The following is a 12539-nucleotide window of genomic DNA, read 5'->3' as shown; positions in this document are numbered from 1 at the left end:
CGCTTACACCGCCATGCCGGCGGCGCGGCCGGATGCCCAGGCCCATTGGAAGTTGTAGCCGCCCAGCCAACCGGTCACGTCCAGTACCTCGCCGACAAAATGCAGGCCGGGGACGAGCTGGGATTCCATCGTCGAGGAGGAGACCTTGCGGGTATCGACGCCGCCCAGGGTGACTTCAGCGGTGCGGTAGCCCTCGGTGCCGCTGGCCACCAACGGGAAGTCCGACAGCAGGCTGGCGGCTGCCTTGAGTTCGGGCTCGTCCATCTGCCGCATCGGCTTGTCCTTCAGCCATTGCTCGCACAGGCGCAGGGCCAGTCGCCTCGGCATGACCTCGGACAGCACGGTGCGCAGTTCGGAGGCGCCGCGCTCTCGCTTCATCTGCCGCAGCCATTCAGCTGCGTCGTGATCGGGCAGCAGGTCCAGTCGCAGGTCGTTGCCGGGCTGCCAGTACGAGGAGATCTGCAGGATCGCCGGGCCACTGACACCGCGATGGGTGATCAGCATGGAATTGCGGAAGCTCTTGCCGTTGCAGCGCGCCTCCACTGGCAGCGCAACGCCGCTGAGCTCGGCAAAGCGTTCCTGGTGGGTGCCGCTAAGCGTCAGCGGTACCAGGCCAGCACGGGTCGGCAGCAGTTCGTGGCCGAAGTTGCGCGCCACCTCGTAACCGAAGCCGCTGGCGCCCATGCTGGGAATCGACAAGCCACCGGTGGCGATCACCACCGAGGCGCTGTGGAACAGGCCCTGCGCGGTACGCACGCGGAAACCATCGGTGCCACGCTCGATCTGCTGCACGCCGCAGTCGGTGCGGATCTGCACGCCGGCGTCGGAACACTCGTCCAGCAGCATCTTTACGATCTGCTTGGAGGAGATATCGCAGAACAGCTGGCCGAGTTCCTTCTCGTGATAGGCGATGCCGTGGCGCTCGACCATCTCGATGAAATCGGCCGGCGTATAACGCGCCAGCGCTGATTTGCAGAAGTGCGGGTTGTTCGAGATGAAGTTCGCTGCGGTGGTGCCGGTATTGGTGAAGTTGCAGCGGCCACCGCCGGACATCAGGATCTTCTTGCCAACCTTGTTGGCATGATCGATCACCTGCACGATGCGGCCGCGCTGGCCGGCGGTGAGCGCACACATCAGCCCGGCCGCGCCAGCGCCGATCACCAATACGTCGCAGCGGATTAGCTTGTCTGCCACTACTGCTTACTCCGCCGGGCGCTTGCGCCACACCGGGATCACGTCCAGCTGGATGTGATCATTGAGGATCTGCACCTCGCCATCCTGGATCAGCACGCTCCAGCGCATCGCCCGCTGCACCTGTTCGCCCCAGCGCTCGACGAACGCAGACGGCAGGTCGACCACCGACAGGTTGTTGAAGCGGGTCAGGTGCTTGCCCTGCTTCTGCCACCAGATATCGGAGGCATTGCCGCCGTAATTGACGATCTGCACGCGGCGGCTGCGGTTGCAGGCCTTGCGCACGCGCGACTCGTCCGGGTGGCCGAGATCGATCCACTGCTCGATATCGCCGGTGTAGTCCAGCTGCCACAGGTCCGGCTCGTCCTCGCTGCTCAGGCCCTTGCCGAACTCCAGCCGGTCCTCGGCATTGAGGGCGAAGGCGAGCAGGCGCACCATCAGGCGCTCGTCGGTTTCGGAGGGATGCTGGGCCAGGGTCAGGTTGTGGGTCGCGTAGTAGCCGCGGTCCATGTCGCTGATCTGCAGCTCGGCCTTGCGGATGGTGGCGGTGAGGGCCATGGGAATACCGGGTACAAAGACCGCCCATCATAATGCCTTGCCCTGCAACGGACCCGCCCCGACGTGCCTGATCATGATCTGCCCAGCCGCCTGCAACTTGCGCCAGGCCCGTGGACCAGCCTGCTGGAAGGTTTGTGCGCGCGGTTTCCGGCGATAGGCCAGGTGCAATGGCAGGACCGGTTTGCGCGGGGCAGGGTGCAGGGCAGTGACGGCCAGCCGTTGCTGCCGACGCAGCCGTGGCGGGCGGGGTTGGAGATCCAGTACTTCCGCGAGGTTGCCGACGAGCCGGAAGTACCTTTCGCCGAGCAGATCCTGTACCAGGATGCGCACCTGCTGGTGGCCGACAAGCCCCACTTCCTGCCAGTCACCCCGGCCGGGCGCTTCGTACGACAGACCTTGCTTGCGCGGCTGATCGCCAGCACCGGCAATCGCGAGCTGGTGCCGCTGCACCGGATTGATCGCGGCACCGCCGGACTGGTCCTGTTCTCCTGTAACCCGGACACACGAGCTTTGTACCAGCGGTTGTTCGCCGAGCGCCGCATCGACAAGGGCTATGAAGCCCTTGCTCCGGCCTTGCCGGCGCTGCAGTTCCCGCTAGAGCGGAACAGTCGCATCGGCCGCGGCGAGCCTTTCTTCCGCATGGCCGAGCTGGCGGGCGAGGCCAATGCCTTGAGCCGGGTGGATGTCATCGAGCGGCGTGGTGATATCTGGTGCTATGCGCTGGAGCCCGTGAGTGGGCGCAAGCATCAGTTGCGCGTGCATATGGCGGCGCTGGGCGCGGCTATCATCGGTGACGATTTCTACCCGCAGGTGCTCGAGCGCGCGGCTGATGACTACAGCCAGCCGCTGCAACTGCTGGCACGGCATCTGAGCTTCGTCGATCCGCTCGACGGACGGCAGCGGGCGTTCCGTAGTGGGCGTGAGCTTCTGTGAGTTTCAGCGCCGCTGCGCCAGCCAGCGGTCGAGCTGCGCGGCAAAAGCCTGGCGATCACGCGCGTGCAAGGTGGCTGGGCCGCCGGTCTGGATGCCAGCCCCGCGTAGTTCTTCCATGAAATTGCGCACGGACAAGCGCTCGGCAATGGTGTTGGTGGTGTAGAGCTCACCACGCGGATTCAGCGCGATGGCTTTCTTTTCCAGCACGCGTGCTGCCAGGGGAATGTCCTGGGTGACCACCAGATCGCCGGGATTGACCCGTTCGGCGATGGCATCGTCGGCAACATCCGGGCCGCCGGGCACCTGCATGGCACGGATGAAGCGCGAGGGCGGGGTACGCAACCATTGGTTGGCGACCAGCACGGTCTCGACCTTGGCCCGTTCGGCGGCGCGGAACAGGATTTCCTTGATCACAACGGGGCAGGCATCGGCATCGACCCAGATCTGGGTGGGCGAACGGGTGGCGGAAACGGCGTCTTCAGGGCTCATGCCGCGCAGTCTATTGGATTTTCGGACTTTGCTGGTTCCGGGCTATCGTCAGAAAATTGACTAATTTCAGCCACTTAATGGACGAACTGAATCAAAATGGGTTTCTGAATACGGTAATTATCGCTTTTTGGAACAAAGCGGCGTATTGTCCATCCCACTGTGCTTGCAAGGGTCACCGTGAATCGTGGCCTGATGCAGTTGATCTTCTTGATCGGCTCATCGATCCGCTTTACCAACGCCTGCAACTCAGTCTCGGCCCCGATCTCCGGTGGCTGCGATTATTTCAACTTATGTTTCAGGAGTTAGTACATGTCTGATCGTCAGACCGGCACTGTCAAGTGGTTCAACGACGCTAAGGGCTTCGGCTTCATCACCCCGGAAAGCGGCCCGGACCTGTTCGTGCATTTCCGCGCCATCCAGGGCAACGGCTTCAAGTCGCTGCAGGAAGGCCAGAAGGTGACTTTCGTCGCCGTGCAGGGCCAGAAGGGTATGCAGGCTGACCAGGTGCAGGCGGTCTAATCGACCCCTTGCTACCGTAAGGTTGCTTGGAACGCCGGAAGCGAAAGCTTCCGGCGTTTTTATTTGTGCTTTCCCATCGGGTTTCGTCTCGCACTGACGCTGCGTTCTGCCGGCGCTGGTTAGGATGCAGCTTCGATTTCGATTGAATTGAGCTGGAGCCAGCGATGATCACCGTGCACCATCTGGAACAATCGCGCTCGCAGCGCGTGCTGTGGATGTTGGAAGAGCTCGGCTTGGCCTACGAAGTGGTCAGCTACAAGCGCGACCCAAAGACCTGGCTGGCGCCAGCGGAACTGCGCAAGGTGCATCCGCTCGGCAAGTCGCCGGTTCTGCAGGACGGGACGCTGATCCTGGCTGAATCCGGGGCCATCCTCGAATACCTGGCCGACCGCTACGACCCGGAGCGCAAGCTGTCGCCGCAGCCGCTGCCGGTAGAAGCGCCGGAGCGCCTGCACTATCACTATTGGATGCACTACGCCGAAGGTTCGGCGATGCCGCCGCTGCTGATGAGCCTGGTGTTTGCCAAGGTGCGCAAGGCACCGCTGCCGTTTTTCGCCAAGCCGATCGCCCACAGCATCGTCGACAAAGTGATGAAGACCTTCATCAGCCCGCAGCTGCGCCTGCACCTGGGCTGGATGGAACAGACGCTGGCCGAATCGACCTGGTTTGCCGGCGAGCGCTTCAGTGCAGCTGACATCCAGATGAGCTTCCCCATCCAGGCGGCTGCGCTGCGTGCCGGCCCAATGACCGATTACCCGAAGCTGCAGGCCTTCCTGGCACGTATTGCGGAGCGGCCTGCCTATCAGCGCGCCGAGCAGCGCGGTGGTGCGCTGGACAAGGTGGGCGGCGCACGCTGAGCTTGCAGCGGTGCCTGCCAGCCCCCATTTCCAGCTGATGAACGACACGCTTCCGCAATTTGATAACCGCTTCCAGCACGAGTTGCCGGGTGACCCCGAATCCGGTGCGCGTCGCCGCGAGGTGCTGGGGGCCGTCTGGTCGACAGTAATGCCGACGCCGGTGGCTGCGCCGCAGCTGCTGGCGTACTCGGCCGAGGTCGCTGCGTTGCTTGGTTTTGATGCGGCAACGGTCACCAGCCCGGAATTCGTCGAGGTCTTCGGCGGCAATGCCTTGTTCGCCGGCATGCAGCCGTGGGCCGCCAATTACGGCGGGCATCAGTTCGGTCACTGGGCCGGGCAGCTTGGCGATGGCCGCGCCATCTCCTTGGGTGAGTTGCTGGCCAATGGCAAGCGTTGGGAACTGCAGCTCAAAGGTGCTGGCCCAACCCCGTACTCGCGCGGCGCCGATGGCCGCGCGGTACTGCGTTCTTCGCTGCGTGAGTTCCTGTGCTCCGAGGCCATGCATCATCTTGGTGTGCCCACCACTCGCGCATTGAGCCTGGTTGCTACGGGCGAGCCGGTGATGCGCGACATGTTCTACGACGGTCATCCGCAGGCCGAACCCGGTGCGGTGGTGTGCCGGGTCGCACCGTCGTTCATCCGCTTCGGCACATTCGAGCTGCCGTCGGCGCGCGGTGATGTCGCGCTGCTGCGGCAACTGGTCGATTTCTGCATTGCCCGTGATTACCCCGAGCTGCAAGGCAATGGCGAGGCGCTGTATGCCGACTGGTTTGCGCAGGTCTGCACGCGTACCGCAGTGATGGTGGCGCAGTGGATGCGGGTCGGCTTCGTACATGGCGTGATGAATACCGACAACATGTCCATTCTTGGTTTGACCCTGGATTACGGCCCTTATGGCTGGGTCGAGGACTACGATCCGGACTGGACGCCGAACACCACCGATGCGCAGGGCCGACGCTATCGCTTCGGTACACAGATGCAGGTGGCGTATTGGAACCTGGTGCGGTTGGCGCAGGCGTTGTCGCCGCTGTTTGCCGAGGTTGTACCCTTGCAGGCCGGATTGGATGGCTTCCGCGCGCGCTATGAGGCCGAAGAGCGTGCGCATCTGGTCGCCAAGCTCGGCCTGGGCGAATTCCGCGACGGCGACGCCGAGCTGATGGCGCAGTTCCAGCGGTTGCTGCAGGAAGGCGAGATGGACATGACGCTGGCGTTCCGCGCCTTGGCGTCCATTGATATCGACGCGCCGGAGATTGACCCGCTGGAGCAGGCCTTCTACTCGCCGGCTGCCCGCGAGCAGGTGCTGCCGGCACTGACCGACTGGCTGCAGCGCTACGCCGCGCGGGTCCAGGGCGCAGGGCAGCCGCCGCAACAGCGCCTTGATGCCATGCAGGCTGCGAACCCCAAGTACGTGCTGCGCAACTGGCTGGCCCAGCAGGCCATCGACCGTGCCGAACAAGGCGATATGGCCGGAATCACGGACTTGCTGGACGTGATGCGGCATCCTTACGACGAACAACCCGGGCGCGAGGCTTTTGCCGACAAGCGTCCGGAATGGGCGCGCAACCGCGCCGGCTGCTCGATGCTGTCGTGCAGCTCCTGAGCACCTCTCCACGAATGACCGATATGACTTCCTCTGCCTACCCCGAATGGTCGCGCCCGATCCGCGACATCGCCGACTTCCCCAAGCCCGGCATCCTGTTCAAGGACATCATCCCGCTGCTGGGTGATGGCGCCTGCTTCCGTGCCGCCGTTCAGGCCATGGCCGAGCCGTGGCGTGACGCCGGCCTGCATGCGGTGCTGGGCGTGGAGGCACGCGGCTTCATCCTCGGCACCGCGCTGGCGCTGGAGCTTGGCGTGGGCTTCGTACCGGTGCGCAAACCGGGCAAGCTGCCGGGCGCAACGCTGAAGCAGGAATACGCGCTGGAATACGGCACCGATCGCATCGAAGTCAGCGTCGGCGCAACCCCGCCGGGCGCGCGCGTGCTGCTGGTCGATGACGTACTGGCTACTGGCGGCACCTTGCTTGCTGCCTTGCAACTTGCTGCCCAGCTTGAGGCACACGTCCTTGGTGGCGCGGTGCTGGTCGAACTGGATGGCCTTGGTGGCCGTGAGCGCTGGCCTGCTGGCCTGCCGTTGACCGCTACACTGGTTTACTGAGCACCTGATCCACCCCTAATCCGCGGAGTTCCGAATGCCGACGTTGAGTGAGCTGCTGTCTTCCTTCGATGGTGAACAAGGGCTGCTGCTCCCTGACAGTTGGCGCCAGGGTCGCACCGCTTATGGCGGTGTGCTCAGTGCGTTGGGCGTGGCTGCAGCGATGCAGAGCCACGCGGCAGCGCTGCCACCGCTGCGCTCGATGCAGGTGACCTTCATAGGTCCAGCCGCCGGCATGCTGCGCTTTGAGCCGGCGGTGCTGCGTGAGGGCAAGTCGGTGGTGAATATTGGCGTGGATGTGTACTCCGCGACGCCTTGGCAGCGCGCTTGTCGCTGGTACTCGGGCGCGCCCGTGACAGCGCGGTTGCGCATGATTTCGCCGGCGAGCTGCCGGCCAAGGGGCCTGCCGCGTACCGCGATTTCGATATGGCAGCGATGCCGTTCGCGCCGGCCTTCACCCGGAACTTCCAGATGCGTCCTGCCGGTGGCGCGATGCCGGTGTCGGCTGCGGAGATTCCGGAGTTGCTCACTTGGATTCGCCATCGGGATGCCAGCGGAGTAGATCCTGCCGTGGCTCTGATTGCGATGGGCGATGCGATGCCGCCGGCAGCGTTCACCAGTTTCAGCACCCCAGCACCGATCAGCTCGATCACCTGGAACGTAGAGCTGCTTGAGCCTGTGCCACAGGGTGAGTGGTTCCTGCTGCGCTCTTTCAGCCAGCATGCGCGCGATGGTTATTCATCGCAGGACATGCAGGTCTGGGATGAGCAGGGCCGGGTGGTGATGCGCGGCCGCCAGAGCGTGGCGGTGTTCGCCTGATGCGCGCCATGCGTGTGTTGGCTGGATTGGCGCTGCTGCTGGCGATGCTTGGCTGGACTGCGTGGTTCGTCATCTGCAACGTCTATGAGTTCTCGCTTGCCTTGGACCCGGTGGCATTTGCCTGTGGCTGGGTGCTGAGCGCGGTGCTGGTCTGGCGTGTGTTCCGCCGTGTTGCCTGGCCGATGTTTGCGCTGGCGACCTGCATCGGCGTGTACCTGCTGCTGATCCATCGCGGCATGGGCGAGACCACCGCGCTGGCGCTGTTTGTCGCAGCCAGCGTGGCGATTGTTGCCGCGGCATTCCGGGCAACGCCGCGCGCTCGCGCGGCCTGAGGCAGGCTCAGCGGTTCAGCCGGATGTCCCCTTCGGCCAGCGTCTGCCGCAGGAAGGCCAATACTGCCGGGCCGCTTTCCCGGTCGGCGCGGGCATAGCCTTCGGCAGTGCCGCCAACCGGGATGTATGGACCGGTATCGCTGCGGAAGGTAGTGGGCTGCAGGAATGGGGTGATCAGGTGGCCCGCGTCGGAGTAATACAGCAGGGCGTCCGCTTGCGGCGCGCTGCGGCGCTTCAGGCGTTGCATCGCCAATGCCGCCATCTCGCCGGAAACCCCGAGCTGATCGTCACCACCTGCGACCAGCAGTAGCGGGCCGTTGATGCGTTCGATTGGCAGCATTGCTCGCTCCAGCGCCGCAGCATGCGGACCGGGCTGGTTCCAGTTGAGCTGTTCCACATAGGGCAGGAACGGCAGATCGCGGCCGCCAACGCTCAACGCCGGCTCATCAACCGCGCGGAAATCTGCCGGCTGCACATCGCGGCGGATGCCGCGGAACGGCGCGGGACTGCCTACCCACGACACCGCCGCCTGCAGGCGCGGGTCGTGTGCGGCGGCTGCCATCGCCACGATGCCGCCCCAGGAACCGCCCATCACGCCGACCTTGCCAGCAAAGGGCTGGGTGCGCAGCCAGTCGACCGTGCTGCTGACCGGGTCGATGGGGACGCGGATCAGATCCTTGGGCAGTCCCGGCATCCGGTAATAGGCAACGGCCACTGCGACGAAACCGTTGGATGCCAGCCAGGCGGCGTATAGATTCGCGGTGTCGATGCCGCCTTCGGCGCCGCCGAGGGTGATCACGACTGGGTGTCGGCGGCCATCATCCAATGCCCCTGCAGGGTGATAGAGATTTCCCACCACGCCTTGCACCTGCAATGGTGTGGCAACGACGTCGGCTGCATTGATCCGCCGCAGCAAAGTCTGTTGCCCGATCCGTTCGCCATCAACGAAAGCCTCCAGCTGCATCGTTGCTGGTGCATAACGCAAGCCGTCGGCATCGCTGCGCATCGGCAGTGGTGTGGGATGGCCTTTGCCAGCTTCTGGCCGCATCGACCAGAACAGCCCCGTCGCATCGACACCCGCGTAGCTGCCAGCCTCGGCGCCTGCAGTGGCGGTATCGGCAATGCCTTGGTGATCGGCACGGTAGTTTGCGTGCGCCAGCCATCGATTACCGCTGCTGTCCTGCATGGAAAGTTGCAGTTTCACAGCTTGAGTTGGTAGCAGGCCGGCAACGCTGATCTGCACCGATTGATCGGCTGGACCGTCCACGGGGTATACGCGCAGTTCAGCGGCAAGGGCCAGGGAGCTGCAGCTGAGCAGCAGCGGAAGCAATAGATGTTTGAGCATGGGTGTTGTGAACGAGGAGCGGCCTGCGATGTTGCCGCTGCTGGCACTGCGCCGGAACATGTTGATGCTGCCAATGGCGCAGGCCGTGCCGGGCTTGGCGTGAACCGTGCGCGATCAGTTGTGCTGATGCATCGTCGCTTCAAATGCCTCGCGATGAAGCCGGCTCAGCGGCAGCTGGGTGCCATCGAGCAGTTCCAGCGTCGCATCGCCATTGCGGCGCGGCAGGAGGCTGCGCACGCGTGCGCAATTGACGATTACCGCGCGCTGCACCTGCACGAAGCCGGCCGGCGCCAGCTGCTCGGCGAGGCGACCGATGCTCTCGCGCAGCAGATGCACCTGCTTGCCGACATGCAGGCAGGCATAGTGGCCGGCGCTGTCGATGTAGTCGATGTCGGTCGGCGACACGTAGTCGGTGCGGCTGCCATTGCGGATGCACAGCGGCGCCATCGGGTTGATCACTTCGCGTGCGAGGTGTCGCCGCACGCGCTCCAGCGCCACTGCGAGCCGGCTGGCATCCAGTGGCTTGGGCAGGTAGTCGACCGCGCCCAGTTCGTAGGAGGCCAGCGCATGCACGGCGTGGGCGGTGGTGAAGATGATTGCTGGTGCGGGTGCTGGCAGGCTGCGTGCGAGTTGCAGGCCATCTTCATCGGGCAGCTGGATGTCCAGTAGCAACAGCTCGACCTGGTTAGTAGCCAGCAGCGAACGGGCCAGGGCGATGCTGGGTGCTTCGCCGACTATATGGATATCCGGGTGCGCAGCTAAAAGATGGCGCAGCTTGTCGCGGGCCAGCGCCACGTCATCGACCATCAGGGTGCGGATCACGCGGATTGCTCGCTGCTGGCAAGTGGTAGCTGGATGCTTACCTGGAAGTGCGCACCATCGCGTTGTGCGTGGAGCGTGGCACGCTCGCCATAGATCGCCTGCAGACGTTCGCGGCTGGCTTGCAGGCCGATACCCATGCCGGCCGCGGCATCGCCAAGCGGGTTGCGGATCTGCAGGTGAAGCAGATCATCGTGCGACTCGAACTGCAGGTTGATGGTGGCCTCGTCTGTGTCCGAGGTGCTGGCGAAGCGCACGGCGTTCTCAATCAATGGCTGCAGTAGCAGGCTGGGCACGCGCGCATCCCAAGCATCGGCGCTGGCCTGCAGTTGCACCTGCACAGGCTGTTGCTGCAGCAGTCGCTGCAATTCAATGAAGGCCATTGCCTGCGCCACTTCCTCACGCAGGGCGACGAAGGGTTCGCTCTGCAGCAGGTTGCGCAACAACTCGCCCAGCTGCGCCAAGGCAGCGTCAGCGCGCTCGGCATCGCGGTAGCCAAGTGCGCCGATGGCGTTGAGCGCGTTGAACAGGAAATGGTGATTCAGCCGAGCCCGCAAGGCTTGTTCACGTGCCTGCGCCAGCAGCTCACCACGGCGGCGATAGCGGCGGATATAGACCATTGCCTGGCCAATGCCGATGACTGCGACATAGGTCGGCAGCGCGAACAGACTGGTGGCGATAACCGCATGCAGCCAGTTGTCGGGCAGCGTGCGTGGCAGTGCCAGTTGTGAGAGGCAGTACCCAAACAGCCAGCCAATCAGCGACAGCGCAGGAATGATGCAGATTCCGGCGGCCAGCAGCTTGCTCGTCGTCTTGGCATCGCTGCCCATGCCCAGCGGCCAGCGCGCGCAAAGCTGCCAAAGGCCAGGTGTCGCCAGCAGCCATGGACTGTAGATGCCAAGCAGGAACAGCAGGGAACGCATCAGCTCGACAGGAGCCAGACTACCGGCTGCGGGTCCGGTCAGCTGCACCGCTGGCAAGGTGACCAAGGTCAGCAGCAGCCAACCCGCACACACCGCACGCCACGGAAATTCCGTGGCATGCGTATCACCCGCAATGCTGGACGAGCTGGAGTCGGGCAGGGATGACATGTGCGCGCTCAAGCGCCGGGCTGGGCCGGCGCCTGCTTACATCTTGCGGACGCGGAAACGCTTGCCCTTGATCTTGCCGGCTTCCAGGCGGGCCAAAGCCTTGCCGACCTGCTCACGGGCAATGGCCACGTAGGAGCGGGTGGGGAAGATGTCGATCTTGCCGATCGCCTTGGCCGACAGCCCGGCATCGCCGGTCAGTGCGCCGAGGATGTCGCCAGCGCGCAGCTTGTCGGTCTTGCCGCCATCGATGCGCAGGGTGGTCATCGCTGCCTGCGGTAGTTCTGCAGGACGCGCGGTTGCCAGCGGGGTCTTCTGCCAGTTCAGCGGCTTGCCCTGCTGTGCTTCCAGTGCATCGGCGCGGCTGCGTTCGCGGCCGGCGACCAGGCTCAGTGCAAGACCATTGCGACCGGCGCGGCCGGTGCGGCCAACGCGGTGCTGGTAGGTGTCGATGTCGGTCGGCAGCTCGTAGTTGACCACGGCAGCCAGGTCTTCCACGTCCAGGCCACGCGCGGCCACGTCGCTGGCGACCAGCACGTTGCAACTGCGGTTGGAGAACTGCATCAGCACTTCATCGCGGTCGCGCTGTTCCATGTCACCGTGCAGAGCCAGTGCCGAGAAGCCGAACTGGCGCAGCGAGTTGGCTACTTCGTCGACGTCCTTGCGGGTGTTGCAGAACACCACCGCCGATTCCGGGGTGTACTTCAGCAGCAAACCGCCCAATGCCTTCTGGCGATTGGCTGGCTCGGTTTCGAAGAACAGCTGCTGGATGGCCGGCGCTTCGGCCTGGCCATCGACAGTGACCTCGGCCGGCTCATTGAGCAGGGCACGTGCCAGTTCGCGGATCGCTTCCGGGAAGGTGGCCGAGAACAACAGGCTCTGGCGGTCCTTGTGGGTGCGACCGGCGATTTCGCGGATCGGCTCCTCGAAGCCCATGTCCAGCATGCGGTCGGCTTCATCCAGCACGAAGCTGCGGACCTGACCCAGGTTCAACGCGCGCTTGCGCGCCAGTTCCTGCACGCGGCCGGGGGTGCCGACCACGACCTGCGGGTCATGCGCTTCCAGCGAGGCCAACTGCGGACCCAGCGGCATGCCGCCGGTGAGGATCAGCAGCTTCAGGTTGGGGATGCCGGTGGCCAGCTTGCGCAGCTGCTTGCCGACCTGGTCGGCCAGTTCGCGGGTAGGGCACAGCACCAGCGCCTGGGTGCGGCTGATCGACAGGTCGAGCCGGTTGAGCAGGCCCAGCCCGAAGGCGGCGGTCTTGCCGCTGCCGGTCGGGGCCTGCGCGATCACGTCGCGGCCTTCCAGGATCGGCGGCAGGGCCAGCGCCTGAACCGGCGTCATCGAGGTATAGCCCAGCGCGTCGATGCCAGGAGCGAGTGCCGGCGACAGCGGCAGGGAAGAGAAGTCAGTCATGCCATATTTTCGCAGAAGC

Annotated in this window: 14 protein-coding genes and 1 pseudogene; 8 read left to right on the top strand and 7 right to left on the bottom strand. The window is 64.6% G+C overall.

Annotation, left to right across the window (positions count from 1 at the left end):
• Positions 1 to 3: 3 nt before the first annotated feature.
• Entirely contained in the window at positions 4 to 1194 is a 1191-nt protein-coding gene (locus Q5Z11_RS12325; RefSeq protein WP_303746688.1) for a BaiN/RdsA family NAD(P)/FAD-dependent oxidoreductase, read from the bottom strand.
• Between the two features lie 6 nt (positions 1195 to 1200).
• Positions 1201 to 1749 (bottom strand): YaeQ family protein, encoded by a 549-nt coding sequence (locus tag Q5Z11_RS12320; protein WP_303746687.1) that lies wholly within the window; start codon positions 1747 to 1749, stop codon positions 1201 to 1203.
• 63 nt (positions 1750 to 1812) lie between these two features.
• Between Q5Z11_RS12320 and Q5Z11_RS12315 the strand changes: the two genes are divergently transcribed.
• Positions 1813 to 2682: a pseudouridine synthase gene (locus Q5Z11_RS12315; RefSeq protein ID WP_303746686.1), complete on the top strand. Its 870-nt coding sequence runs from the start codon at positions 1813 to 1815 to the stop codon at positions 2680 to 2682.
• A gap of 3 nt (positions 2683 to 2685) precedes the next feature.
• On the opposite strand, the gene Q5Z11_RS12310 is transcribed toward Q5Z11_RS12315, so the two are convergent.
• Positions 2686 to 3171, bottom strand: a complete 486-nt coding sequence (locus tag Q5Z11_RS12310; RefSeq protein WP_303746685.1) for a YaiI/YqxD family protein — start codon at positions 3169 to 3171, stop codon at positions 2686 to 2688.
• Between the two features lie 309 nt (positions 3172 to 3480).
• Here Q5Z11_RS12310 and Q5Z11_RS12305 point away from each other — a divergent pair, with 309 nt between their 5' ends.
• The 7 genes and pseudogenes from Q5Z11_RS12305 to Q5Z11_RS12275 all read left to right on the top strand — a co-directional run bounded on the left by Q5Z11_RS12305 (position 3481) and on the right by Q5Z11_RS12275 (position 7852).
• Positions 3481 to 3690, top strand: a complete 210-nt coding sequence (locus Q5Z11_RS12305; RefSeq protein ID WP_054659637.1) for a cold-shock protein — start codon at positions 3481 to 3483, stop codon at positions 3688 to 3690.
• Positions 3691 to 3854: 164 nt separating this feature from the next.
• Entirely contained in the window at positions 3855 to 4547 is a 693-nt protein-coding gene (locus Q5Z11_RS12300; RefSeq protein WP_303746684.1) for a glutathione S-transferase family protein, read from the top strand.
• Between the two features lie 37 nt (positions 4548 to 4584).
• Complete coding sequence (locus Q5Z11_RS12295; protein ID WP_303746683.1) at positions 4585 to 6147, top strand: protein adenylyltransferase SelO; 1563 nt, start codon at positions 4585 to 4587, stop codon at positions 6145 to 6147.
• Positions 6148 to 6161: 14 nt separating this feature from the next.
• Complete coding sequence (locus Q5Z11_RS12290; RefSeq protein ID WP_303746682.1) at positions 6162 to 6704, top strand: adenine phosphoribosyltransferase; 543 nt, start codon at positions 6162 to 6164, stop codon at positions 6702 to 6704.
• Between the two features lie 34 nt (positions 6705 to 6738).
• Positions 6739 to 6945 (top strand): annotated as a pseudogene (locus Q5Z11_RS12285) (acyl-CoA thioesterase domain-containing protein); the annotation flags it as partial.
• 83 nt (positions 6946 to 7028) lie between these two features.
• Positions 7029 to 7520, top strand: coding sequence for a thioesterase family protein (locus Q5Z11_RS12280; protein WP_303746681.1), 492 nt, complete (start codon positions 7029 to 7031; stop codon positions 7518 to 7520).
• A complete protein-coding gene (locus Q5Z11_RS12275) occupies positions 7520 to 7852 on the top strand; it encodes a hypothetical protein (protein WP_303746680.1) in 333 nt (110 codons plus the stop codon). The genes Q5Z11_RS12280 and Q5Z11_RS12275 overlap by 1 nt, the downstream gene beginning before the upstream one ends.
• Positions 7853 to 7859: 7 nt before the next feature.
• On the opposite strand, the gene Q5Z11_RS12270 is transcribed toward Q5Z11_RS12275, so the two are convergent.
• From Q5Z11_RS12270 to dbpA, 4 genes are all read right to left on the bottom strand, one after another.
• Entirely contained in the window at positions 7860 to 9197 is a 1338-nt protein-coding gene (locus Q5Z11_RS12270) for an acyl-CoA thioesterase/bile acid-CoA:amino acid N-acyltransferase family protein (RefSeq protein ID WP_303746679.1), read from the bottom strand.
• 114 nt (positions 9198 to 9311) lie between these two features.
• Positions 9312 to 10019, bottom strand: a complete 708-nt coding sequence (locus tag Q5Z11_RS12265) for a LytR/AlgR family response regulator transcription factor (protein ID WP_303746678.1) — start codon at positions 10017 to 10019, stop codon at positions 9312 to 9314.
• Complete coding sequence (locus Q5Z11_RS12260; protein WP_303746677.1) at positions 10016 to 11107, bottom strand: sensor histidine kinase; 1092 nt, start codon at positions 11105 to 11107, stop codon at positions 10016 to 10018. Before Q5Z11_RS12260 ends, Q5Z11_RS12265 begins: the two co-directional genes overlap by 4 nt.
• A gap of 36 nt (positions 11108 to 11143) precedes the next feature.
• Positions 11144 to 12520: an ATP-dependent RNA helicase DbpA gene (dbpA, locus tag Q5Z11_RS12255; protein WP_303746676.1), complete on the bottom strand. Its 1377-nt coding sequence runs from the start codon at positions 12518 to 12520 to the stop codon at positions 11144 to 11146.
• Positions 12521 to 12539: the final 19 nt, after the last annotated feature.

It is taken from the genome of Stenotrophomonas sp. 610A2 (assembly GCF_030549615.1).
In the GTDB taxonomy this organism is placed as follows: Bacteria; Pseudomonadota; Gammaproteobacteria; order Xanthomonadales; family Xanthomonadaceae; genus Stenotrophomonas; species Stenotrophomonas pigmentata.
This window is presented reverse-complemented; position numbering and strand designations above follow the sequence as displayed.

Coding starts and splice junctions, on each gene's coding strand:
- dbpA (WP_303746676.1), bottom strand. CDS start 12,520: ATGACTGACTTCTCTTCCCTGCCGCTGTCGCCGGCACTCGCTCCTGGC.
- Q5Z11_RS12300 (WP_303746684.1), top strand. CDS start 3,855: ATGATCACCGTGCACCATCTGGAACAATCGCGCTCGCAGCGCGTGCTG.
- Q5Z11_RS12295 (WP_303746683.1), top strand. CDS start 4,585: ATGAACGACACGCTTCCGCAATTTGATAACCGCTTCCAGCACGAGTTG.
- Q5Z11_RS12275 (WP_303746680.1), top strand. CDS start 7,520: ATGCGCGCCATGCGTGTGTTGGCTGGATTGGCGCTGCTGCTGGCGATG.
- Q5Z11_RS12290 (WP_303746682.1), top strand. CDS start 6,162: ATGACCGATATGACTTCCTCTGCCTACCCCGAATGGTCGCGCCCGATC.
- Q5Z11_RS12320 (WP_303746687.1), bottom strand. CDS start 1,749: ATGGCCCTCACCGCCACCATCCGCAAGGCCGAGCTGCAGATCAGCGAC.
- Q5Z11_RS12310 (WP_303746685.1), bottom strand. CDS start 3,171: ATGAGCCCTGAAGACGCCGTTTCCGCCACCCGTTCGCCCACCCAGATC.
- Q5Z11_RS12305 (WP_054659637.1), top strand. CDS start 3,481: ATGTCTGATCGTCAGACCGGCACTGTCAAGTGGTTCAACGACGCTAAG.
- Q5Z11_RS12260 (WP_303746677.1), bottom strand. CDS start 11,107: ATGTCATCCCTGCCCGACTCCAGCTCGTCCAGCATTGCGGGTGATACG.
- Q5Z11_RS12270 (WP_303746679.1), bottom strand. CDS start 9,197: ATGCTCAAACATCTATTGCTTCCGCTGCTGCTCAGCTGCAGCTCCCTG.